The organism is Fluviicola sp., from assembly GCF_029266855.1.
Taxonomy (GTDB): Bacteria; Bacteroidota; Bacteroidia; order Flavobacteriales_D; family Crocinitomicaceae; genus Fluviicola.
This window is the reverse complement of record NZ_JAQSWB010000002.1, coordinates 609,526-634,043: the sequence shown is the minus strand read 5'-3', so window position 1 is coordinate 634,043 and position 24,518 is coordinate 609,526. Positions and strand designations below refer to the sequence as shown.

Genomic DNA, 24,518 nt, shown 5'->3' with positions numbered 1-24,518 from the left:
AATTAGAATTATCTAAGCATTCCAAATTTCCCAAGCCTTATTTGCCTGCTCTTTCAACATGGAAAGTCCGTTCAAGGTTGCAGCACCCTGTAACTTTGACTCATGGAGGAATTTGGTTTCTTCCGGATTATAGATCAGATCAATACACAAATGCTTATCTGTGAGGTGTTCAAAAGGAAAAGGCACTGACTTGTCTATATCCGGAAAGGTTCCTACCGGTGTGCAATTCACAATAACCTTGCAGGCTCGCAGCATGTGTTCGTTGAGAGCTTCGTATGGAAATTCCTTTTCTTTCGCCGGATTGCGGGAAATCCAAAGAACATCCAAACCAATATTCTTTAAAACGTAAGCTATAGCTTTTGAAGCACCGCCGGTACCCAGGATTATTGCCCGTTCGTGTTCGTTGGTTAAGAAGGGTTTGATCATTTGATGAAAACCAAATGCATCTGTATTGTAGCCGGTTTTTTGTCCGTCTTCCGATAAACGAATACAATTAACCGCCCCGATTGCCTGAGCTTCTTCACTTAAGGAATCCAGGAAGGGAATAATTGATTCTTTATAGGGAATTGTAACAGAAAGCCCTTTTAGGTCTGGAATACTAAAAACATCCTGTATCTCTTCTATCCGGGACAATTCAAAGTTCTTAAAGGTATGATCCAAGCCCTCTTTCCTGAATTTTTCCTCGAAGTATTGTTTCGAAAAGGAATGTCCTAAAGTTTTACCTACTAATCCGAATTCAGGCATTTTTCTTCGCCATTTTGGAACGAATGAAACTAATCAACATCGGTAATACAGAAATTAGAATAATGATCAATACCACTTTCTCATTGTTCTCGCGGATCCATTTGATTTCACCTAAAAAATATCCCGCCAGGGTCATTGAGAAGATCCAAAGGAATCCACCGATTATATCATACAATAAAAAAGTTCTGTATTTCATTTTCCCTACTCCGGCTGCAAAGGGTGTAAATGTTCTTACAATCGGAACAAAACGGGCCATAATAATTGCAGCAACACCACGCTTTTCAAAAAACTGCTCTGTTTTTTCCAGGTAAGATGGTTTTACCAACTGTCTGCCCCGGATTTTCCATTCGAAAACACCAAGACCTAATTTTCTTCCGATCCAGTAATTGACATTATCTCCAAGGACTGCGGCAAAAAACAGTAATGATAAAATAAGCGCCAAACTCAAATTTCCTTTTGCAGCAAACATTCCAGCCATAAAAAGCAATGAATCTCCGGGCAGAAAAGGCATAATTACCAATCCGGTTTCAATAAAAATCACGATAAACAACACAATATAAATAGCGTCTTTATATGTTGTTACGATCCAATCGAAATCCAAATGAATCAGGTGCTTAAATAATTCAATCATAGTAATTGCTTAATACATTTCGTAAGTTGGTTCAAACGTTTCGAACCAATTCGTTATACCTCCTTCCAGGATGGCTACATGCTGAAATCCATGAGCGCATTCCAATAGATTAGCTACAGATTCCGCTCTTCTTCCTGTTTTACATAAAATGATGTATTGTTTTGACTTATCCATTGAGTCAGCCACTTCAGGAATTCTATGCATGGGAATTGCTGTTCCGCCAATGGAACAAATTTCAACTTCCCACGGTTCACGGATATCGATCAATTCTGCCCCATTATTTTGAATCAGCTGCTTACAGGCTTCAGAGGTAATACGATTCATTCGATTTTATTTTCGGCAAAGATAGACTTATTTATAAATGCCGAATTATGAATGCCGAATTACGAATTAAATTTTATTTGATCTTGACTGAGATTTCCATTTCGAAAAGAGCAACCACTTCTCCGTTCAGATCTTTGGCAGTAACCTTAACCCAATGATTCTGGCGTTCATTTGTCTGAATTGCTTTCAAAACCTGTTCCCGGATAACAGCTCCTTCGTTACAGCTAAACATTACATCCGTTTCTGCCCGTTTCACAAATTCGGCCTTCATACCCTTAAAAGCAAAAGAAGGACGAACATTCAGTTCATCACAAAAATAAAACGCGTGCAAGCCAGCAGTAACATCGGCACCAACGGCCAGAGCTCCGAAATACATGCTCTTCAAATGGTTTTTGGTTCTTCGCCTTAATTTGATCCGGACAATTACATCGGTGTCATTGATCTCGACTAAACGGGGGCGAACATATCCGATCAAAGGAATTTTGAAAATTCCCATCAGGCGGAGCATCCAGGCATATTTTTTCAGGTTCGGATTATTCATGATTTGTAAGACTTTCGATAATTTCTTTAACCGGCCGAATGGATTTCACATGCTCAATACTCGGTCCTGCACACCACACCGTTTTGTAAGTTGCACTAAAAGCCGCTTTTTCCAAAGATTTCATCCCCCTGTAAAAAGTCATTGCCTTTACCCACTTCTTCAAACGCTTATTCTTATTCAAAAAGCGCTCCAGCCAGGATTGCTCCGTACCGATTTCCTTTACATAAGGCGTATTGATAACCGTACAGGGCGTTCCCGATAACCTGGAAGTCATTACAATATCTTTTTCGCCGTAATCCACACAGGCTTGCTTGTATTCCTGTGAAACTCCCGCTTCATCTGATGCGATGAAAACGGAACCAATAGAAAATCCATCCGCACCTGCCTGGATCAATTCATCCATTTCCTTTTTTGTTCCGACTCCACCAGCCGAAATAACTGGGATCGAAATGACCTTTTTTATGCTCTTAATCAGAGTTGCCGCATCAATCCTTCCGGCATGTCCTCCGGCTCTATTGTTCACAGCAATTACAGCGTCGGCACCCAATGATTCTACTTTCTTTGCATACTCCACATCCGTCACATCGCAAAAAACTTTCATATTCTTTCCGTGCGCCGCTTCGATCACCTTTTTGGGAGAACCCAGAGAAGTAATAAAGAAATCCACTCCTTCTTCGATACAAACTTTCAATTGCTCCTCCACATAAATATTGGATGCATTTACAATCAAATTGATTCCGATCGGACCTTTTGCCTTTGCTTTCATGCGTTTTATACCTTCTCTCAACAGTTCGGGAGAACGATAATTCAGTGCAGGAATAGCAGCAGCAATTCCATTTTCAGTACCGGCAATGATCATTTCTTCATTCGACACTAAAAACATAGGAGCCATAATGATCGGATGCCGGATATTCAATAAGTTGCAGAGAGCTAATTTTTCCATCTTCAAATTGATTACATTCAAATATACAAATAATTATGCACGCATATATTAATTGTCAATTATGAATTATGAATTATGAATTATGAATTATGAATTATGAATACCCAAATTTTATCACGTATTACGAAGCTATGTTCTGATAATTGACAATCAAAAAAGCCTCTCCGATTTCTCAGAAAGGCTATTCTTTTATAAAGGCTTTTTATTACATTCCAAATCCAAACTTAATACCTGTAGCGGCATTGAAGCGAATTCCGGTATCGTTGTATGAAGTCCAGCCGACCTGAGTATTCCCCTGACCATCAACATAAGCATCCATATATTGTCCATGGATATTATACGTTCCCAATCCGACACCAAAATACATGTCAAGACTAAAATTATTGTCTCCAGGCCAAAACTGGAATCCCAGGTTAAATCTAAAGATCATCTGGTCGATATTTGACTTTGCATCATCAATATTTCCAGTTTGATCTTCATTGATATAGTTGTACTTTCTGTATTTAAAAACAGGAGACAGATAAAGTCCCTTTAACTGATTGTCGTCCGAAGCAGGATAGAATCTCGGAGCAAGGGACACATGAAATCCAACTGCTGATTTTGCTTCCGCGTCGATCGGATCAAACTGCCAAATCTCCAGTCCGTCATTCCCTCTCCATAATCGCTGGTTACCGAAATTCAATCCAAATTGAGAAATTGTAGGTCCAACTTCCAATTCCAAACTAAAAATCCGTGCAATTCGTTGTTCGTAGCTGAAATTTAATTCACCGGCAACTATTTGTGTCGGACAGAATTTGATAACGAAATTTTTATCTCCCGAATCCATTTCAGCATCTTCTTGTGAATAGGTACTAAATGAAACAACTGAAATGATGAATATTCCAAGTATTTTTTTCATATATTAAGTTTAATGAAACAAAGAAACCATTTTTTTATTAAATCCTGAAGTTTAAAGTGCCAAATAGACCAATGAAGGGATAAAATAACGAAATTTGAACATGGCAAATTCATCAGACTGGATCAGTGCATTTCGATTAAGAACACTTCCGTTATCCATTTCCGGCATATTAGTTGGTTCGTTTGTAGCCGTTTTTCAGGGTTACTGGAATCCGGTTATATTCTCTTTAGCTTTAACAACAACCCTTTTATTTCAAATTTTATCCAACCTGGCGAATGACCTTGGGGATTCATTAAAAGGTGCCGATAATTCGGAACGGGTTGGTCCAATGCGTGCTGTGCAATCCGGGTCGATTTCAAAAAGTGCTATGAAAAATGCAGTTATTCTCACTTCCCTGCTTTCTTTTATCAGTGCGGGGCTATTGATTTATTTCGGCACCAAAAACCTTTCTCCTGCGAGTATAAGCATCTATATAGGCCTGGCGCTCGCTTCCGTATTTGCAGCAATTACTTATACCATTGGAAAAAAGGCATATGGTTATAATGGATTAGGCGATCTGTTTGTTTTTGTTTTCTTCGGGTTAGTCAGTGTAATGGGAGTTTACCCTTTATTTTCAGACCGTTTGTCCTGGATATTGATCTTCCCCGCCGTTACCATCGGTTTCCTGAGCACCTCCGTTTTGAACCTGAATAATATGCGGGATCGCGAGAACGATGAAAAAGTGGGCAAGCGTACACTGGTAGTCAAACTGGGAGCATCCAATGCCAAAAAGTATCATTTCTTTCTGATTATCGGTGCTTTTATCAGCTGGGTTATTTTTTTGATCCTAACTAAAAACTGGCTTGGATTTATCTCGCTTCTTCCGGGAATTCTATTTATTAAACACCTGGTTTTTGTTTCAAAAAACACTGTTCCCAAGGAGCTGGATTCCCAACTCAAGACAGTAGCACTCGGAACCTTTTTCATAAGCGTACTTTACGTTATTAGTGTTTCTATCAACCAATGGATCCTCTGAACCAACTCCGGGCTTCGTTTGAAGCATTCACGCTTGACTTTAAACGTCCAAGCGGAACAAGTCGAGGGATTCTAACCCAAAAGAAAGGCTGGAAGCTAGAACTGACCAATTCCAAAGGAATCACAGGTTTGGGAGAGTGTTCCATCATTCCGGGGTTGTCACCTGATTACATTTCCGACAAAACGTACGAGCAAAAACTGGAGGAAGTATGCCAAAACCCGCTTCACTTCATTGAAAACAGAGGGCTTTTGAACAGTCATCCGTCCATCCTATTTGGCCTGGAAAGCGCTTATTTTGATCTGAAAAACGGAGGTAAACGAATCTACTTCGAATCTGCAAAAGCCCCTACAGGGTTCAGTATTCCAATTAACGGACTGATCTGGATGGGAGATGAAAGCTATATGCAAAGTCAGATCGAAGAAAAGCTCGCCGCCGGATTTACATGTATCAAATTAAAAGTCGGAGCCATTGATTTCAAGCAGGAACTAAAATTATTGGAAGGAATCCGGTCACGATACGATGCTTCTCAAATTATTCTTCGCGTAGATGCGAACGGCGCGTTTAAGATGGACGATGCAGGATGGAAATTAAAGGAATTATCCAAACTGGATTTGCACAGCATAGAACAGCCAATCAAAGCCGGTTCCTGGAATGACATGAAGGATCTTTGTCAAAAAACTCCTTTACCAATTGCACTGGATGAAGAATTGATCGGAATTAACGAAAGAGAACGAAAAATCGATCTTCTTGAAACGATCAAACCACAATACATTATTCTAAAACCCAGTCTGCATGGTGGATTTAGCGGAACAAGCGAATGGATTGAATTAGCCGAAGCCCGTCAAATTCCGTGGTGGATCACTTCCGCTTTGGAAAGTAATATCGGTTTGAATGCCATCGCACAATTTACGGCTGATTTTAATCCTGTTTTACCGCAAGGATTGGGAACGGGCGGATTGTATGAAACAAACTTTGAAACTCCTTTGAGGATTGAAAAGGGTTTTTTGAAGTATTATTCGAAACGTTGATGTAATTCCGCAATATTACGTCTTTCTAAGGATTATTTCATCATCCCAATAATTTAAAGTTTGAACAATAAAAAAGGGTTTCTGCCAAGCAGAAACCCTTCTTCGTATAACTTATTTCGTTACTTCTTATCGTTCACTTCTTCGAAGTCAACATCAGTTACTTCATCTCCTGAATTTCCAGTGTTTCCACCTTGTGCTCCCTGATCTGCACCACCAGCATTTGCTGCGTTATACATTTCCTGAGAAGCTGCCTGGAATGCTGTATTCAAGCGCTCCATTGCCGGTTCAAGATTATCCATGTTCTTCGCTTCAAACTCCGCTTTCAATGCTGTTAATGCATCTTCGATCGGTTGTTTTTTATCAGCTGGAATTTTATCTCCGTATTCTTTCAATTGACGTTCCGTTTGGAAGATCAATGAATCTGCTTTGTTCAAAGTTTCAGCTTCCTGCATTCTCTTTTTGTCTGCATCAGCATTCGCTTCAGCTTCCGCTTTCATACGTTTGATTTCTTCATCAGACAAACCTGAAGATCCTTCAATTTTAATTGACTGCTCTTTTCCTGTTCCTTTGTCTTTTGCAGAAATATGCATGATTCCGTTTGCATCCACATCGAATGTTACTTCAATTTGTGGTTCACCACGACGAGCCGGTGGAATGTCAGTCAATGAGAAACGACCCAATGTTTTGTTGTCGCCTGCCATTGGACGCTCACCTTGCAATACGTGAATATCTACTGCCGGTTGGTTGTCTGCAGCTGTTGAGAAAGTCTCAGATTTCTTAGTTGGAATGGTTGTATTTGCCTCAATTAACTTCGTAAATACACCACCCATTGTTTCAATACCTAAAGACAATGGAATAACATCTAATAACAAGACATCTTTCACCTCACCTGTCAATACACCACCTTGAATTGCCGCACCAACTGCTACTACTTCATCCGGGTTTACTCCTTTAGAAGGAGCTTTTCCGAAGAAACGCTGAACTGCATCCTGGATTACAGGAATACGAGTTGATCCACCTACCAGGATTACCTCATCAATATCGCTTGTAGATAAACCTGCATTTTGAAGAGCAGAACGACAAGGAGCAATTGTTCTTTCAACGATCGAAGCGATCAATTGTTCGAATTTCGAACGCTGTAATGTTCTAACCAAGTGTTTCGGAATACCGTTCACCGGCATGATGTATGGCAAGTTGATCTCTGTTGAAGTTGTAGAAGACAATTCGATCTTCGCTTTTTCAGCAGCTTCTTTCAAACGTTGCAAAGCCATTGGGTCCTGACGTAAATCCAAACCTTCTTCCGATTTAAATTCATCTGCCAACCAAGCAATGATTGCCTCATCCACGTCATCACCACCTAAGTGAGTATCACCATCAGTAGCCAATACTTCAAACACTCCGTCTCCTAATTCAAGGACAGAAACGTCGTGAGTACCACCACCAAAGTCAAATACTACAATTTTCTGGTCAATTCCTTTTTTATCCAATCCATAAGCTAAAGCTGCAGCTGTAGGCTCGTTGATAATACGTTTGATAGTCAAACCAGCGATCTCACCTGCTTCTTTTGTTGCCTGACGCTGTGCATCATTAAAGTAAGCCGGAACAGTTACAACTGCTTCAGAAACTTCATGACCCAAATAATCTTCAGCAGTTTTCTTCATTTTTTGAAGAATCATTGCAGAGATTTCTTGCGGAGTATACAAGCGACCATCAATATCCACACGTGGACTATTGTTATCACCTTTTACTACTTTGTAAGGTACACGTCCAGTCTCTTTCTTCGTTTCATCAAAAGACGATCCCATGAAACGCTTAATAGAGGAAATTGTTTTTGTTGGGTTGGTAATCGCCTGACGTTTCGCAGGGTCCCCAACTTTAAGTTCTCCACCTTCTACGAATGCCACAACAGAGGGTGTTGTACGTTTACCTTCAGAATTTGCGATTACAACTGGCTCATTTCCTTCCATTACGGAAACACATGAGTTTGTTGTTCCTAAATCGATTCCAATTATTTTTCCCATTTTATTTATTTTTTCGTTTTTCGAATTTCCTTCCATAAGTCAAAGGTTATGCCAGTACATACTTTGGTCCTTTTCCTGTCAAAAATGGCAGTTTTTAAACTTCCGGACGAAAAATGACTGACGAACCTGGCAAATCCGTGTTACTCATTATGTCATTTTGTCATAATTCGTAAAGGTTATCTTATAGCAGTCACAATTTAGTCTATTCGCTAATTCGTTAAAATGGCGAACCGTGGTAGCTGCATGTTCCGGCGACCAATAAACAAAAGAATTGTTTTCAGCCGGGAATTATTCTATTGCCTCTTTCTTCTTAAACACCAGGTAATAAATCGGAATACCGGCCAGGATAAGCAAAATACTTCCGAAGGTGTCCCAGAAAGTAAACAATGTCAGAGAAACACAGATCACTGCTGCAAAGACCAAATAGAGAAACGGAATGACAGGGTAACCAAAGGCCTTGTAAGGTCTGTGAGCATCCGGCATGGTTCTTCTCAATTTGAACAGTCCCAGGATCGTGACAATATAGAAAACCATCGATCCGAAAGTTGCGAATTTGATCAGGATACCATAAGAACCGGAGAAACACAAGGCAATAGCCCACAAGCTTTGGATCCACATGGCCCAGGCCGGAACACCAAAGCGATTCAATTTGCTCGCCTTGCTAAAGAACAAACCATCTTTTGACATGGCATAAAACAAACGGGAACCTGCCATGATCAATCCATTATTACATCCGAAAGTGGAAATCATAATCAGGATTGCCATCAGCAGATTTGCAACATTTCCAAACAGCATATAAGCAGCCGAAGTCCCTACCCGATCCGAACTTGCAAACTGAATCCCGGTGGACTGAACCGCTTCTTTTGTATAGACAAAATCACCTTCAAAAGGAGTTCCGTGAAGCGGAAGTAATCCCAGGTAAGCCACATTCGCCAAAATATATAAAATGGTTACGATGAATGTTCCCAGGAATAAGGCGCGTGGCAAATTCTTTTCAGGATTACGGATATCTCCCGCAATGAAGGTCACGTTATTCCAGGCATCAGAAGAAAACAAAGAATTGATAATGGTTGTAGAAAGAACGATCATTAATCCGACCCCGGCCAGATCCGTCGTCAGCCAGCTTCCGTCTGCCTGCTTTTTTGTGGAGCTTGCTTCCCACATATTGTGGAAATTCTCATCAAAAAAACCGGAATAGAATCCGACAATGATTCCAGCAACAATTAAAACAGCCAGAGCAATCAACTTAGAACTTGTGAATATGGCCTGGATGATCTTTCCGTAATTGATTCCGCGAACGTTTATAATTGTCAATAGCAGAATTGTACCGACTCCAACGAAATTTGCGCCGTTAATCTTCACAGCACCATATTCAAACAGCGTTTTATCCACTAAAACGGGAAAGAAAACTCCTGCAAATTTCCCGAATGCTACACCTACAGCAGCAATTACTCCAGTCTGTATGACAGCAAAAGTGGTCCAACCGTAAAGAAATGAAGGCAACTTACCCCAAGCTTCCCGGATATAAACAAATTGTCCGCCTGCTTTTGGGAACATCGCAGCCAGTTCACCATAACTCAAGGCTCCGAAAAGGGTAATCACACCGGTGATCAGCCAGGTGAAAAGCAACCATCCGGAGCTTCCCAAATCACGTGACATTTCCGACGAGACGATGAATATTCCCGAACCGATCATACTTCCCGCAACCAGGAAAGTAGCATCGAGTAGTCCGAGCGATTTTTTAGTGTTGTTTTCTTCCATAAGTCAAAAAAAAGTCCTGCTTCAGGCGAAGCAGGACAATTATCTAAATAATTTTCTTCTATTTATCGTCGTCAGTTAGGTTTTCCGAAACATTCACAATGGCGTCATGTCCACCCAATGATTGTTCGAAATTAAACTGGTTGACTTTACTGTGTCTTCTACTGTAAGCGAAATACACTAAAAAGCCTAAAGCTGTCCAGATTAAAAATGCCACCCACGTTTCCGGTTTCACGAAAAACATCAAACCAACATTAAATAGTGTTCCTAAAATCGAAACAACCGGTAAGAATGGTGTTCTAAAAGGTCGTGGCAGATCAGGCTGCTTAATTCTCAAGATCAGAACGGCAACCGAAATCATGGAGAAGGCCAATAAGGTTCCCATACTACACATTTCAGCAACCTTATCAATTGGAGTTAATGAAGCAACAATTGAAATAATTAAACCAACGATCAAGGTACTTCTATAAGGTGTTTTAAATTTCTTATGTACCACTCCAAAGATTTTGAACGGCAATAAGCCGTCTTTAGCCATTCCTAAGAAAACGCGTGTCTGACCTAACATCATTACAAGCATTACAGAAGTCAAGCCCGCTACAGCAGCAATTGTTATGAGAACCGTTGCCCAGGGCATTCCGATTCCTTCAAAAGCCGAAGCAACAGGAGCTTTAATATCCAGATCCTTAAATCCTACCATTCCTGTTAATACAAGTGAAACGGCGATATACAATACCGTACAAATAATCAGGGATGCAATAATTGCAAAAGGAACATCTTTTTTCGGATTGATCGCTTCACCGGATTGTGTTGAAACTGCGTCAAAGCCAATGTATGCAAAGAATACAATACTTGCAGCTGTCAGTACTCCACCAAATCCCCAACCGTAGTGAGAAACACCATCGATCACTTCAGCTTTAGGCACAAATGGTGTGTAATTAGCCGTATCAATAAAGAAGAATCCAACAAAAATCACAAACAATACAACAGCTAATTTTAAAATTACGATCAGGTTATTTGTTTTTGCAGCTTCTTTAATTCCTTTTACCAAAATAGATGTTACAACCCAGGTAATCAGGAATGCAGGAAGATTAAATGCAAAACCAGGTGCAGCTATTCCGGCATCATGTGCTTTTTGAGCAGCAGTAACAGGATCATTCATGAGCCACATGGGGGGATGTATACCGCATTGATGGAGGAGCTTTTCAAAATAACCACTCCATGCTACTGCAACGGTTGTAGCACCCATCATGTATTCCAAAATCAAATTCCATCCGATAATCCAGGCAAACACCTCTCCCATCGTTCCATAGGAATAAGCATAAGCGCTTCCTTCCACCGGTAAAACAGAAGCAAATTCAGCATAACACAGTGAGGCAAACAAACACCCAACACCTGCAATAGCAAAAGCAATCGCTAAAGCTGGTCCGGCATGATTATGAGCCGCAATACCAGTTAAGGTAAAAATTCCTCCACCGATAATTGCCCCAATCCCTAAAGAAGTTAATCCCCACTTAGTTAACACGCGTTTTAAGTCGTTTTTCTTCATGTCTGCCTCAAAGGCACTCATCGGCTTTACCCGCCATATATTTTTAGCCATTGTATATTATAGTTTTTCAGTTTTCAAGTGGCTAAAGATAGAAAAAATGTGAATGAATGCTAAAATCTAAATAATTGTTCTGAATTTCACTTACCTTCTCATACTATACTAAACTTTAAGTTACATTTGATATAAATATCGTTCTGTATGTGGATCTTTCGCTTTAGTTCAAGTCTTAAGAATTTTTTTAGATTACTGTCGATCATTCGAATCATCGCAGGACATTACATCGCCAACTGGCTAACTACGGGTCCATTAAGAGTAATTTTCGATCCCAGAGGTAAAAACAGGAAGACCCGATCCGAGCGCTTACGACTTATTATTGAAGATCTTGGTCCAACATTTATCAAATTCGGACAGATCCTTGCAGACCGGCCCGACATAGCATCGGAGGGATTGCGAATGGAATTGAAAAAATTACAATCCTCCGCCCGGCCCATTCCCGATGACATTGCCATTAAAATCATTGAGAATGAAATCGGTGCTCCAATTGACACTGTTTTTTCCGAATTCAACGAAGAGCATATTGCTTCGGCTTCCATTGCCCAGGTATACCTGGCTACTCTGCATACCGGACAAAGAGTTGTATTGAAAGTACAGCGTCCGAATATCCGGAACAAGATCCGTCTGGACATCAAACTGCTTCAAATTTTTGCCCGAAAAATCCAGGATCAGTATCCCGAGATCAGTAATTTCAACTTAATCCGTTTTATTGAAGATTTTGGAGAAACCATCCTGAAAGAACTGGATTTCATGAATGAGCTTTCCAACATGATGCGTTTTACACACATGTTCAAAGACGACGGACGTGTTTATGTTCCTAAAGTTTACAGTAAATATTCAACTTCGAAGTTGCTGATCATGGAGTACATCGAAGGGGAACCGCCTGACAACCTTGCTAATCTTGTAGCAAAGGGATTTGATCCGAGAACGATTGCAGAAAACGGTGTGAACGTTATTTTAACCATGATCCTGAGACACGGTTTTTTCCATGCAGATCCGCATGCCGGCAATATGTTTATCCGGCACAACAATCAATTGGTCCTGATAGATTTCGGGATGTGTGCGAGTTTAAAGCCAAAACAAATTGATGGTTTGATCGATTTCCTGATCGGGTTCTCAGAGAACGCGCCTCATAAAATTGCCAAAGCCCTTTTGAAACTGACCGAAGTAGAAAACTTCCGCGAAATGGAAAGTCTCGAATTCGAGATTAAGGAACTGACGCTGAAATACACCTATTATTCTTACAATGAAGTTGATATTTCAGGCTTGTTCACCGATACGTTCAAGTTATTGATGAAATACGGCATCACAATTCCGAGCAACCTGTATATGCTACTAAAAACATTGGTGACCATCCAGAAAGTAGCTGAATCACTTCACGTAAAATTAGACATGATCGCCATGGTGAAACCCTATGCGGTGGAAAAAATCAAGGAACGTTTCGGATGGAAAAATATTAAATCGAAAATCATCAGTTCTGCTGAAGACTACCTTTACCTGGTAGAGACACTTCCAAAAGACATCAAAGCTATCGTGACCAGCTTCAAACACGAGGGGCTTCGCCACAACATCAAACTGGGAGAAGAAGGAAACACGATTGGAAACACGGAGATCAGAAGACACATATACCGTTTCGGGTCTATTATGCTGCTTGGAATTTTATTGATTTGTGCAACTCTTTTGAAGATCTTCAATGTGAAAACGGTGATCTACAAAAATGGAAAACCTATTTTACAGGAAGTTTTCGGAAATTTCCCGGATGTATTCTTTGTAACAACAATAGTTATCTGCGTTTTTGTTGTGCTTCGATTAATGTATAGGGCCAAGTAATCTAAATATTTCGGGGATTTTCATCTGCAAAATTGACTTATTCGACTAAATTTGCGCTCATTAAATATTATTGAACGCTAGTTCACAAGTTAACAGCAATGACAGTACACGAAATTCGCAAGCAGTTTTTTGATTTTTTTGCGTCGAAAGGACACCAGATAGTTCCTTCAGCACCAATGGTTGTGAAAAATGACCCAACCTTGATGTTTACGAACGCCGGAATGAACCAATTCAAGGATTTTTTCCTTGGAAATGCAGTTCCAAAAAACCGTCGTGTCGCCAATTCTCAAAAATGCTTACGTGTTTCCGGAAAGCACAACGACTTGGAAGAAGTAGGTGTTGACACCTATCATCATACCATGTTCGAAATGCTCGGAAACTGGTCCTTCGGAGATTATTTCAAGGAAGATGCAATTACCTGGGCTTGGGAATTACTGACAGAAGTCTATAAAATTCCGAAAGACCGCCTGTATGTTACTATTTTTGAAGGAGACGAAAAAGATGGTGTTCCAAGAGACCAGGAATCGTACGACATCTGGAAAAAATTCATAGCAGAAGACCGCATTATCCTTGCTTCCAAAAAAGACAATTTCTGGGAGATGGGTGATACGGGACCATGCGGACCTTGTACTGAAATCCATGTAGATAATCGCCCGGAAGCAGAACGTGCAAAAGGAGACGGAAAACAATATGTGAATGAGGATCACCCGCAAGTGATCGAGATCTGGAACAACGTGTTCATGCAATTCAACCGGAAAGCAGACGGAAGCCTGGAATCTCTTCCTGCAACTCATGTAGATACAGGAATGGGATTGGAGCGTTTAGCCATGACTCTTCAGGACAAAACTTCCAATTACGATATCGACCTTTTCCAAACGTTGATCCGGCACATGGAACGTATTTCCGGAAAGAAATACGGAGAAAACGAAACAACAGATATTGCTTTACGTGTGATCGCAGACCACGTGCGCGCCATTGCTTTCTCTATTGCAGACGGACAATTGCCATCCAATACCGGAGCAGGATATGTGATTCGCCGGATTTTGAGACGTGCAGTTCGCTACGGATACCAAACACTGGGATTGAAAGAACCATTCCTTTCGGGATTATCGGTTATTCTTTCCGAAACAATGGGAGATCCTTTCTCCGAACTGATCAAACAACGCGAATTGGTTGAAAAGGTCATTCGTGAAGAAGAATTGTCATTTTTCAGAACTTTGGAGCAGGGAATCAAGCGTATTGAAGGATTGATTGCTTCCGCAAAAAACGCTAACTCAACAACATTGGTAGGACCGGCAATTTTTGAATTGTATGATACTTACGGTTTCCCTTTCGACTTAACCAGTCTGATTGCCCGCGAAAACGACCTTTCAGTTGACGAGACAGGTTTCAATGCAGAATTGAGTAAACAGAAAGACCGATCAAGAGCAGCAACAGCAATTGAAACAGATGACTGGGTACAATTACTCACAGATTCCGAAGAAGAATTCGTTGGTTATGACTATTTGGAAACTGCGATTGAAATAGTGAAATACCGCAAGGTTTCACAAAAACAAAAAACATTCTACCAATTGGTTTTCTCCAAAACCCCTTTCTATCCTGAAGGTGGTGGACAAGTGGGCGATACAGGAAGAATTTACAATGATTCCGAATCAGTGGTGATCTTCGATACAAAGAAAGAAAACAACCTGATCGTTCATTTATCCGAAACATTACCCGGAGATCCATCCAAACCATTTACAGCAGAAGTAAATAAGGAAAAACGTCATTTATCAGCTTATAATCACTCGGCTACACACTTACTGCATCACGCATTGAGAACAGTCCTCGGACCACATGTTGAACAAAAGGGATCATTGGTAAATCCGAACTATTTGCGTTTTGACTTTTCTCATTTCTCGAAAGTTACAGATGAAGAACTGGCAAAAATCGAATCGTTGGTAAGTGAAGCCATTCGTGCGAGCATTGACCTGGACGAGAAACGCAATGTTCCGATCGAAGTCGCAACCGAAATGGGGGCTATGGCTTTGTTCGGTGAAAAATACGGAGATACTGTTCGCGTTATCAAATTTGGTGACTCAGTGGAGCTATGCGGAGGAACACATGTTAAAAACACCGGACAGATCGGTTTATTCAAGATCCAGTCCGAATCTGCTGTTGCAGCGGGAATTCGCCGGATTGAGGCAATTACCAATGTAGCTGTAGAAAGTTATTATGCAGACCAGGAATCAAAATTGAAGTCGGTAAATGAATTGCTGAAGAATCCGAAAGATGTTTCAAAAGCAGTTGAAGACTTGATCTCCAAAAACAACCAGCTTCAGAAACAAGTTGAAAATTTCAAAAAAGAACAGGCAAAATTGGTGAAGGCGGATCTTAAGACAAAAATTGTTTCAAAAGGAGACTTCTCATTCCTGGAATCCATTATTGATCTGGATGCCGGTTCCGTTAAAGATATTTTATTCCAGTTGAAAGGCGAAGTTTCCAATTTGTTCGCAGTGATCGGATCGAAAGAAGACGACAAATGCGCTATCAGTATTTTGGTCGACGAAAACCTGGTGTCAACAAAGGGATGGAATGCAGGAAACCTGGTGAAATCGGTTGCATCAATGATCCAGGGTGGCGGAGGCGGACAAGCATTCTTCGCTACTGCAGGAGGTAAAAATGCTTCGGGCTTAAGCCAGGCTATCGAAGCTGTCAAACAAGCGATTGCTTAATTAGCGGCGTACTTTTGAACGAATAAACAAAAGTGCTTTTCGGATATAGTTGATGGTTTCTTTCTCCAGCGAGAAGAAATAAATCGGACCAAAAAATAAAACAACGACTAAAGTGGATTCAAACAAAAATTGGATCCACTTGTTGTTTATTAGCCCTTCTGTAAACTGTCCGGCAAACAAAGTCACAACACCAAGTCCGATAATAATAAATTGATTTCGGTGGAACGGATGTAATTTGTATACATACCATACGAACAACAATCTTCCAACATTATAGACAAGCATCGCAATTGAAGTAGAAATGGCCGCACCTACAATTCCCCACATCGGGATCATCAGGGAATTTAACAGATAAACCGCGACTATCAAAAACAGGGTAAAAATGACGTCATAGCGGTATTTCTTGGAAGTCGAAAAAATTGCTCCGTTCAGTCCGAAATACATATCTACCAGTCTTCCCATCATAATGAAGAAGAATACCCAGATACCTTCCCTGAATTCAGGTTTCAGGAATGAGAACAGGAATTCGATGTTTACCCAGCAAAGTAGGAACATGGCCAAACCAATCACCAGGCAAACCGAACTAACCTGAGTATACAATGCTTTCATCTTATCGAATTGCCTATGTTTCCAGTAATCAGAAACTAAGGGGGCACTTACTCTCGTAATCGATTTATATGGAACCTGCAGTACACTAGTCAGGAAAATAACGGTGGTAAAAACTCCTGTTCCGGCTAAGCCCACAAGCTGAGCTATCATTAGTACATCCAGTGAATTGACCCAAACTGCCCCCAGTGTATTGATATATGAAAAAGACGAAAAGTAAAAGACAATCCGCTTTAGTCTTTTCGGAATTTGAATGGAAGAAAGTTTTACATTGAACTCATTAATCCTTTTAAGGTAAACAACCAGGATCATTGTCGGGATTATATACAAAAGGCTGTGCAAACCTACAAAGAGCTCAAAGGAAATCAGTTCCAGCCACTTTAGAACCAGAATAAGGGTTGTAGCCAGGCGAAGTACGACTTCATAAGCAAATACTGCGATAATATTCTTGTAAAGGCTGCGAAGGTAGATTTCCAAAACCATGAAGAGCACATACGAAATCCCGATCGGGAGTACCCAGTAATAATAGTCCAGGAACATCGGCGATTTTTCGATGTAGCCATCCTGGATCTGTTCCCGGAACAGGATGTACAAAGCAGAATAGGTCAAGATTCCCATACCGACAATCAGCAACAGGAACGCAAGAAATCCGTGGTGTTTTTTTCCTTCATTCCGCATGAACGGAAAGAATTTCCAGGTTGCATATACAGCACCAAAATTCGCCAGCTGGGCAAACAAGGTCCCTATCGAAATAATCAGGTTGATCAATCCTATTTGAGCGGTAGAAAGAATTGCCAAAAACAAAACACCTTTATTCAGGTAGCCAATTAGAATCCCAAAATAGGAAATAATTGTTGTTCTAAAAGCATCTTTTTGGACTAGCCCCATGTATTTTTCAAACGAAGAGCAAAGTTAAACGAAATTAGAAACCAGATCAAGAAATCTCATCAATTAGCGGATATTAATAAAAATGAATACCTTCGAAATTCGGTTGGCAGCGAAAACTGATTCAATAGAAAAAGCGGCTGTATTATGATGCCGGCAATTATTTTTAACTGAATGGAAAATAAGGATTTACTTACCGAACGAAAGTTTTGGGAAGATTATTGGAATAACAAACGGGACGAGTTGATTGGAGAAGTAGAACAAAAAGGCTATCAACACCGCGAATTGGACAACATAATTACGAATAAAAATATTGCTTCCATTATTGAATTGGGAGGTTTTCCGGGAACTTTTTCTGTTTACGTCAAGAAAAAATACAAACTTGAAACTGCTCTTGTAGATTATTTTATTGACCGATCAATTGTAGAAGATTTGCTTTTGGCGAATCAGCTGGAAAAGGACAGCATCCATCTTTTGGAAGATGATCTGACATTAACACATGAGATTACCAAAAAATATGACCTGGTCTATTCCCTTGGGCTTATCGAGCATTTTAATGATACAAAAGGAATTGTACAACGGCATCTGGATTTCCTGGAGCCCGGAGGAGAATTACTGATCATTATCCCGAATTTCAGGGGTGTGAACGGTTGGCTACAGCGAAAATTCAACCGACCAAATTATGATGTGCATAATATCAGCTGCATGGACCTTGATTTTCTGAAATCCGTTGCTAAAGAGTTGAAAATTGAAAATGTTTCCGTTTACTATATGGGTAAATTCAGTATTTGGCTGGACAATATAAAAGAACAGTCAATTTTTGTGAAAGCACTTGTCAAAACGCTATTTGTTTTGGGTAAAGCAGTCACAAAAATCATTCCGGTCGATAGCAAATTGCTTTCACCTTTCATCGTTATCAAAGGGAATTCATCAAAAATTTGATTGATATAATTCAATAAACCGTCGCGAAACCACTTGTTCTGAAAACGCATTTTCCACTTTTTCGATACATTTCTCTGCGATGTCTTTTTGAGCAAGTACCCATTCGATCCCATTAACCAAATCTTGTGTATCGCGGTAGTTGGCGAGATATCCGTTTGTTTTGTGATCAATAATATCCGGAATTCCCCCGATCCTGAATGCAACCGCCGGAGTACCACATGCCATACTTTCAATAATGGTATTGGGTAAATTCTCTTCCAAAGAGGGTGTTACGAATAAGTCTGCTGAATTGTAACAATCAACGATCTCATTTACTTTACTCAGACTTCCCAAAAAATGGGTTGGAAAATGAAAATCAATGTCTTCTTTGTTCTTCACATTCCCCATAACTACGATCTCTATGTTTTTCTTTATTTCGAGATCAGAATCGCTGATAGCTTTCAGTGCATTTGCCAGGTATTTGTATCCTTTTCGCTCGTCGTCAACTCTAGCCGCTGCATATAAAATCAACAGTTTATTTTCCGGTAAATTGAATGCTTTTCTCGCAATGGATTTCTCTTTTTTCAAAAAGATGCTGGTATCGATCGGGTTCGGAATTGTGGTTACTAAATTCCGCTGAAGTAAACTACTTTGTTTTGCAAGGTCAGCCAGCCAATTGCTGCAGGCAATAAAAGTCATTTTTGAATCATAAGTATCTCTCTTTTTCTTCAGCAATTTATAAGACAAATCCGTTGAACCAGCATTTTTCAGGAACTGGCAATTGCCGCAATCTTCCGTGAACTTCATACATCCGCGCGAGTGATGACAGCCACCGGTAAAATACCACATATCGTGCATGGTTACGAAAACCGGTTTTCCCAGGTTAACCAGTTGTTGGATATTCCTGTATGAAAGAAAACTTTGATTTGTCCAGTGAATGTGCAGAATATCGGCTTCCTTCACCAATGCATGTTTACTGATGTCAGTCCCGAAGTAAGCCGTAGAAAAAGCAAATCGCTCTTGTTTGGACACTTCGTAAGGGATAAAAAGAACTTTTTCCAGGTAAAACAAGTACTTCCTGATTAGCTTTTTGAGCTTGGTATCTGCGACTTCGTATACCTGTTCATTTACGGAGTTATTTTGACGCAGGTTTACCAAAAGTTTTGCTTCAACTTCGGTGCTTTTATTGAGTGCCCCGAGAAGCCGTTTGCATGCAATTGCTGCTCCTCCCTGCGCTTCGTAAGTATTAATAAGTAGAACTTTCATGCAGTTTTTGTTTGAATTCCTCGTTATCCAGGCGTTCAAAAGCGTCGATCATACTATTACCGGAACAGTTATAAATATTGACATTTCTCTTTTGGGCATATTTCTCCAATTCCATGTAAGCCCTAAAGACTTTAACGGAACTTTCAAGCAATTCCGCCATAGTTCGCCTGTTGTTTCCATTCAGCAATACAATCGGTTTGATTTCTTTATTCTCAGAATAAAGGTGTCTGTCCCGAAGTTCCAAAAAGTTGTCTTTGTTTACAATCACATTAACATGCCAATCGTTTTCTGCCCCAAACAGGAAGATGTTTTTCGTCGATTTCCTTGTTAAGATAAACAAGGTGAATATCAATACATTCTGGCATTGCGGAGTAGCTAGGTTCCAGTTGTACAGCAAGTGATTGATCGTTGTAAATCCACCTTTGGCAGGAACATAATTAACGAAATACACTTTGAATCTACTGTTTTCTTTCAATCGCTTAACAAGCAGGGATTTACGGAATTTGTAGGGGACATAAAAGTCTATTTCCCATTCAATATTTCCTGTCAGGATCGCAAATGTATTCCCGACATTTCCTTTGAAACCGGAAGCATCCGTAAAAAAATCCGGGTCCAGAAGGAAATAGCTTCTGGGCTTTAGTTCGAAGAAAAATTCAGACAAGCAAAAATGATTGACCACAGCCAAATGAGCATTTTTGAAAATTTCCAGGTGATTCACAATGTCGTTTTTCAAAGATGGCCCGTTGCCCATCACAACTATATTTTCATCAAGCGATTTTTCCATCTGGAGGAAGTAATTGCTCTTGAAAACAACTTTGCCCAAATTGAGAACCGTCTGAAAGAATTTACTGATCATGTTTTCCTATTTGTAAATATGCAGCCAACACATGTTGTTTCAATGTTACTATCATATTTTTGGTAAATGAACCTTTTAATTCGATCTCTTCTTTATCAATTCCGGAAATAAACCGCTTGATTTCCTGTTTCATCTGTTCTGTTTCAGGGATAAACCAGGCTGTTTCTTTAAACATCTGCCAGTTGTCGCTTTCTTCGCTTCCACAAAACAGGATCGGTCTGCCAGTTGAAATGGCGGTAACTGCTTTGGATGGTACGGCTGCATGTGTCCATGACGTTCTTAAAGATACCAAATGAACATCGATGTATTGCAAATGATGCTGGGCAAGTCCATTCTCCACCAAAACTACATGCGCAAAATTTTGAGCATACTCTTTAACCTCCTGTGCATTTATTCCATAAACGGACAAAACAAACTGAAAGCCCTTTTGGGCTGAAGCCGAGATTACTTCTTTAATAAATTCCGGATTATGTGCTTGCCCTACGTTTCCAAAATACCCCAAGGTAATTAATTCCGGATTATACCAAATCGGTTTATCATTTCCGGAAGATACTTCATTGCTGTCTTCCAAACTAACACCCGCAGGTAAAATAATAGTTGGAACAGGGTTTGAATAATTCTGTTGAATGTGTTTTGCTTGTTCATTACCAAGTGCAATCAATAAATCAGGTGCGTTTTGGTACGTTTTCTTTTTTAAATAGCGAAAAATCCAGCTGGTTTCCTTGATGGTATTTGCAGATACAAATCCTTCAGGAAAAAGATCCAAGGACCAAAAAGCCCATTTTTTCTTGTCCGCCAATAAGCGGGAAGCCCAAAATGGTAATAAAGGCGGACTTGAGGTGCAGATTACTAGATCCGAGGGATGTTTTTTGCTTTTCTTAATCAGAATATAGCCATCGTACAGCATATTCAATAGTTTTCCAATCTTCCTATTCGGATTAAACCGTTGTTTCAAGCGAACTACATTCCCAAATACTTCAACGGAAGATGTATTTCCACCTCCATCCGCTTCCGCATCCATGCAAAATATTGTCACCTCAGCATTGGAGTCCCTGATCAGGTATTCAGCCATTTGGTTAGCCAGTACCCCGTTGATATTCTTATTGGGCGGATAATGCCTGGAAACTATTGTAATTCTTTTCAAAACCGGTTCACTTTTTACTGATTCAAAAAGGATTCATAAGCCCGCTGAATGCCTTGTTCCAAGTCAATGGTTGCTTTCCAACCCAGTGCATTGATCTTAGCTACATTTAACTGCTTTTTAGGTGTTCCGTCCGGTTTGGTGGTATCAAAGGCAATTTTCCCTTCAAAACCTACAATTTTCTTTACCAGGTGAGCAAGATCTTCAATGGTGATGTCAAATCCGGTTCCTACATTAATGGCACCTGCTTCGTCGTAATTTTCCATCAGGAAAAAACACGCATCGGCTAAATCGTCGACATATAAAAATTCGCGCATCGGCTTGCCTGTTCCCCAAACAACTACTTCTTTTTCACCATTAAGCTTTGCTTCATGGAATTTGCGAATCATTGCCGGCAACACGTGGGAATTCGATAAATCGTAGTTATCATTTGGTCCATACAAATTCGTAGGCATGGCGGAAATAAAATTACAACCATGTTGATCCCTGTAAGCATCACATAATTTGATTCCTGCAATTTTAGCAATCGCATACGGTTCGTTTGTCGGTTCCAAAGTTCCAGTCAACAGACTGTCTTCGGAAATCGGTTGCTGAGCAAATTTCGGATAGATACATGAGCTTCCCAGGAATAGTAATTTTTTTACTTTATTCAGATGAGAGGCATGAATGACATTTGTCTGGATCATCAGATTGTCGTACAAAAAATCACCCTTGTAAGTATTATTTGCTTGAATCCCTCCTACTTTGGCTGCTGCCATAAATACATAATCGGGTTTTGTCTCTTCAAAAAAAGCCAGCACATCCGCCTGGTTGATCAGATTGAGTTCTTTAGAAGATCTGGTGATCAAATTCGTAAATCCCTCACGCTTTAATTTTCTGACAATGCTACTTCCAACCATTCCATTGTGGCCAGCTATATATATTTTGTCGTGTTTTTCCATCTTCCTAGCGCTTAGTGTTCCGGACCAGCTCAATATCATTTTCCATCATAATCCTGACCAGTTCATCTATCTCCACTTTTGCTTTCCAACCCAGTTGGTTGAATGCTTTGGTTGCGTCACCAATCAGCAAATCCACTTCTGTCGGTCTAAAGTATTTTGGATTAATTTCAATCACTTTTTTACCTGTAGTACGGTCAATCCCCACTTCATCCACGCCTGTTCCTTCCCAAACGATATCAAAACCAACATACTTTGCGGCTTTCTCGATGAATTCTCTGACAGTATATGTTTTCCCGGTTGCAATTACAAAATCCTCCGGCTCATCCTGCTGAAGCATCAGCCACATAGCCTCCACGTATTCTTTGGCATAGCCCCAGTCTCGCTTGGAGTCCAGATTCCCTAAAGACAAGGTGTTGCGAATCCCCTGTGCAACTTCAGCTAGTCCGATGGTAATTTTCCTGGTTACGAAGGTCTTTCCGCGGCGCTCACTTTCATGATTGAATAAAATTCCATTGCAAGCATACAAGTTGTACGCTTCACGGAAGTTTTTCACGATCCAAAATCCATAAATTTTCGCTACTCCATAAGGACTTCGTGGATAAAACGGTGTATTCTCAGTTTGAGGAATCTCCTGGACTTTTCCATATAATTCGGAGGTTGATGCCTGGTAGAACTTCGCATTCGGACAGTAATTTCTCAATGCATCCAAAATTCGTAAGGTTCCCATTGCATCCACCTGGGCGGTATATTCCGGAACTTCAAATGAAACCTGAACATGGCTTTGCGCTGCAAGATTATACACTTCATCAGGCTGTATCGTCGACATCAATTTGTTGATATTCGAACTATCAGTCACATCTCCATGATGCAGGATGAAATGTTCCCTTCCAATCAGATGATCAATACGTTCCGTATTAAAAACACTCGCTCTTCGAATAATTCCATGAACTACATATCCTTTCTCAAGAAGCAATTCTGCTAAATATGACCCGTCCTGACCAGTAATACCTGTAATTAGCGCAATCTTCATTCAATTTATTTTGGCTATCAAAGATACTGTTTTTATGAATGATTCGAGCAGTTCCGGTTACAGGTGCTGTTTTTTAATCTGCGTACTGCAAAAACAAGAAGCTGTTGCAGGAAAATAATTCTTTAATTTCCCGTTTTGATTGACTCTTCCAATATCAGCGTTGCAATTTTCCAATCCAGCGGAGTATCGAGGTCAACCGATTCCAGACTACTCATCATAACCTTTCTGACCTTATCAAATCCGGCAATGAGTTTAGTTCGCACGGATTGTGTATTGATCACATAAACTGCCCCATTCAATGCGTAAACCGACGGACAATCCTGCCTTCTCGTATAATCGGAAGGTTTGCTGCGGGTTAAAAATCCTTCGCTGTTTTCTTCCATCAGGTTAAAATAAGGATTTGCATGTGACTCTGAAACAGTGGCAATCATATCCACTGAGGAATCAAACATTCCCACACAAGCTTCAATATGTTCTTTTTTCCTGAAAGGTGATGTGGGTTGAAGCAGAATAACCGCTTTATATTCTTTTTCCCTGTAAAAGTCCAATGCGTGAAGAATTACTTCCTGTGAAGAAGCTTCATCCGTGCTCAAATCAGCAGGCCTCATGAAAGGTACAATATTCCCGTAAGTTCGGGCAAATGCTGCAATCTCCTCGTCGTCTGTTGAAACACAGATCTGTGTATCTTCAAATAATTCCCTGGCAACTTCAATGGTATATGCGATCAAGGGTTTATTACCCAGAAGCTTCAGGTTTTTCCGGGGAATTCCTTTCGATCCACCTCGTGCCGGAATAACGACCAAAATATCTTCTTTCAAAACCATA

At 40.3% G+C, this 24,518-nt stretch carries 21 protein-coding genes; 5 read left to right on the top strand and 16 right to left on the bottom strand.

Annotation, left to right across the window (positions count from 1 at the left end; genetic code table 11):
• Window positions 1-12 precede the first annotated feature (12 nt).
• The 6 genes from K0S23_RS08160 to K0S23_RS08135 form a co-directional block, all read right to left on the bottom strand.
• Window positions 13-744: a shikimate dehydrogenase gene (locus K0S23_RS08160; protein ID WP_300356029.1), complete on the bottom strand. Its 732-nt coding sequence runs from the start codon at window positions 742-744 to the stop codon at window positions 13-15.
• A complete protein-coding gene (locus K0S23_RS08155; protein WP_300356027.1) occupies window positions 737-1,375 on the bottom strand; it encodes a VTT domain-containing protein in 639 nt (212 codons plus the stop codon). Before K0S23_RS08155 ends, K0S23_RS08160 begins: the two co-directional genes overlap by 8 nt.
• A gap of 9 nt (window positions 1,376-1,384) precedes the next feature.
• On the bottom strand, window positions 1,385-1,699 hold the full coding sequence (locus K0S23_RS08150) for a rhodanese-like domain-containing protein (protein ID WP_300356025.1): 315 nt from the start codon (window positions 1,697-1,699) through the stop codon (window positions 1,385-1,387).
• A 73-nt stretch (window positions 1,700-1,772) separates the two neighbouring features.
• The gene (locus K0S23_RS08145) at window positions 1,773-2,240 is read right to left on the bottom strand and encodes a DUF4442 domain-containing protein (protein WP_300356006.1); all 468 of its coding nucleotides are present in this window, start codon (window positions 2,238-2,240) and stop codon (window positions 1,773-1,775) included.
• Entirely contained in the window at window positions 2,233-3,183 is a 951-nt protein-coding gene (locus K0S23_RS08140; protein WP_300356004.1) for a nitronate monooxygenase, read from the bottom strand. The genes K0S23_RS08145 and K0S23_RS08140 overlap by 8 nt, the downstream gene beginning before the upstream one ends.
• Before the next feature lie 205 nt (window positions 3,184-3,388).
• Window positions 3,389-4,081, bottom strand: coding sequence for a hypothetical protein (locus K0S23_RS08135; RefSeq protein WP_300356002.1), 693 nt, complete (start codon window positions 4,079-4,081; stop codon window positions 3,389-3,391).
• Between the two features lie 100 nt (window positions 4,082-4,181).
• On the opposite strand from K0S23_RS08135, the gene menA reads away from it, so the two are divergent.
• Complete coding sequence (gene menA, locus K0S23_RS08130) at window positions 4,182-5,096, top strand: 1,4-dihydroxy-2-naphthoate octaprenyltransferase (RefSeq protein ID WP_300356000.1); 915 nt, start codon at window positions 4,182-4,184, stop codon at window positions 5,094-5,096.
• Entirely contained in the window at window positions 5,084-6,124 is a 1,041-nt protein-coding gene (locus tag K0S23_RS08125; protein ID WP_300355998.1) for an o-succinylbenzoate synthase, read from the top strand. Before menA ends, K0S23_RS08125 begins: the two co-directional genes overlap by 13 nt.
• Before the next feature lie 119 nt (window positions 6,125-6,243).
• On the opposite strand, the gene dnaK is transcribed toward K0S23_RS08125, so the two are convergent.
• The 3 genes from dnaK to K0S23_RS08110 form a co-directional block, all read right to left on the bottom strand.
• The gene (gene dnaK / locus K0S23_RS08120) at window positions 6,244-8,145 is read right to left on the bottom strand and encodes a molecular chaperone DnaK (RefSeq protein WP_300355996.1); all 1,902 of its coding nucleotides are present in this window, start codon (window positions 8,143-8,145) and stop codon (window positions 6,244-6,246) included.
• Window positions 8,146-8,433: 288 nt separating this feature from the next.
• Window positions 8,434-9,906 carry an amino acid permease gene (locus K0S23_RS08115; RefSeq protein ID WP_300355994.1) on the bottom strand — a complete coding sequence of 491 codons (1,473 nt, stop codon included), beginning with the start codon at window positions 9,904-9,906 and terminating at the stop codon, window positions 8,434-8,436.
• Between the two features lie 58 nt (window positions 9,907-9,964).
• On the bottom strand, window positions 9,965-11,500 hold the full coding sequence (locus tag K0S23_RS08110; protein WP_300355992.1) for an amino acid permease: 1,536 nt from the start codon (window positions 11,498-11,500) through the stop codon (window positions 9,965-9,967).
• 147 nt (window positions 11,501-11,647) lie between these two features.
• On the opposite strand from K0S23_RS08110, the gene K0S23_RS08105 reads away from it, so the two are divergent.
• Together K0S23_RS08105 and alaS are read left to right on the top strand one after the other, a co-directional pair.
• A complete protein-coding gene (locus K0S23_RS08105; protein WP_300355990.1) occupies window positions 11,648-13,333 on the top strand; it encodes an AarF/UbiB family protein in 1,686 nt (561 codons plus the stop codon).
• 98 nt (window positions 13,334-13,431) lie between these two features.
• Complete coding sequence (alaS, locus tag K0S23_RS08100) at window positions 13,432-16,047, top strand: alanine--tRNA ligase (RefSeq protein ID WP_300355988.1); 2,616 nt, start codon at window positions 13,432-13,434, stop codon at window positions 16,045-16,047.
• Here the strand turns inward: alaS and K0S23_RS08095 are convergent, their stop codons facing one another.
• Complete coding sequence (locus K0S23_RS08095) at window positions 16,048-17,541, bottom strand: polysaccharide biosynthesis C-terminal domain-containing protein (RefSeq protein WP_300355987.1); 1,494 nt, start codon at window positions 17,539-17,541, stop codon at window positions 16,048-16,050. It lies immediately after the preceding gene.
• A 171-nt stretch (window positions 17,542-17,712) separates the two neighbouring features.
• On the opposite strand from K0S23_RS08095, the gene K0S23_RS08090 reads away from it, so the two are divergent.
• Entirely contained in the window at window positions 17,713-18,480 is a 768-nt protein-coding gene (locus K0S23_RS08090; protein ID WP_300355985.1) for a class I SAM-dependent methyltransferase, read from the top strand.
• Here K0S23_RS08090 and K0S23_RS08085 read toward each other — a convergent pair.
• The 6 genes from K0S23_RS08085 to K0S23_RS08060 all read right to left on the bottom strand — a co-directional run bounded on the left by K0S23_RS08085 (window position 18,469) and on the right by K0S23_RS08060 (window position 24,517).
• Window positions 18,469-19,725 carry a glycosyltransferase gene (locus K0S23_RS08085; RefSeq protein ID WP_300355983.1) on the bottom strand — a complete coding sequence of 419 codons (1,257 nt, stop codon included), beginning with the start codon at window positions 19,723-19,725 and terminating at the stop codon, window positions 18,469-18,471. The two genes, K0S23_RS08090 and K0S23_RS08085, sit on opposite strands and share 12 nt — an antisense overlap.
• A complete protein-coding gene (locus tag K0S23_RS08080) occupies window positions 19,706-20,581 on the bottom strand; it encodes a hypothetical protein (RefSeq protein ID WP_300355981.1) in 876 nt (291 codons plus the stop codon). The genes K0S23_RS08085 and K0S23_RS08080 overlap by 20 nt, the downstream gene beginning before the upstream one ends.
• Window positions 20,571-21,725, bottom strand: coding sequence for a glycosyltransferase family 4 protein (locus K0S23_RS08075; protein ID WP_300355979.1), 1,155 nt, complete (start codon window positions 21,723-21,725; stop codon window positions 20,571-20,573). The genes K0S23_RS08080 and K0S23_RS08075 overlap by 11 nt, the downstream gene beginning before the upstream one ends.
• Window positions 21,726-21,739: 14 nt before the next feature.
• Window positions 21,740-22,663: a GDP-L-fucose synthase gene (locus tag K0S23_RS08070; protein WP_300355977.1), complete on the bottom strand. Its 924-nt coding sequence runs from the start codon at window positions 22,661-22,663 to the stop codon at window positions 21,740-21,742.
• A gap of 4 nt (window positions 22,664-22,667) precedes the next feature.
• On the bottom strand, window positions 22,668-23,693 hold the full coding sequence (gene gmd, locus K0S23_RS08065; RefSeq protein ID WP_300355975.1) for a GDP-mannose 4,6-dehydratase: 1,026 nt from the start codon (window positions 23,691-23,693) through the stop codon (window positions 22,668-22,670).
• Between the two features lie 122 nt (window positions 23,694-23,815).
• Window positions 23,816-24,517 (bottom strand): acylneuraminate cytidylyltransferase family protein, encoded by a 702-nt coding sequence (locus tag K0S23_RS08060; RefSeq protein WP_300355973.1) that lies wholly within the window; start codon window positions 24,515-24,517, stop codon window positions 23,816-23,818.
• Between the last annotated feature and the right edge of the window lies 1 nt (window position 24,518).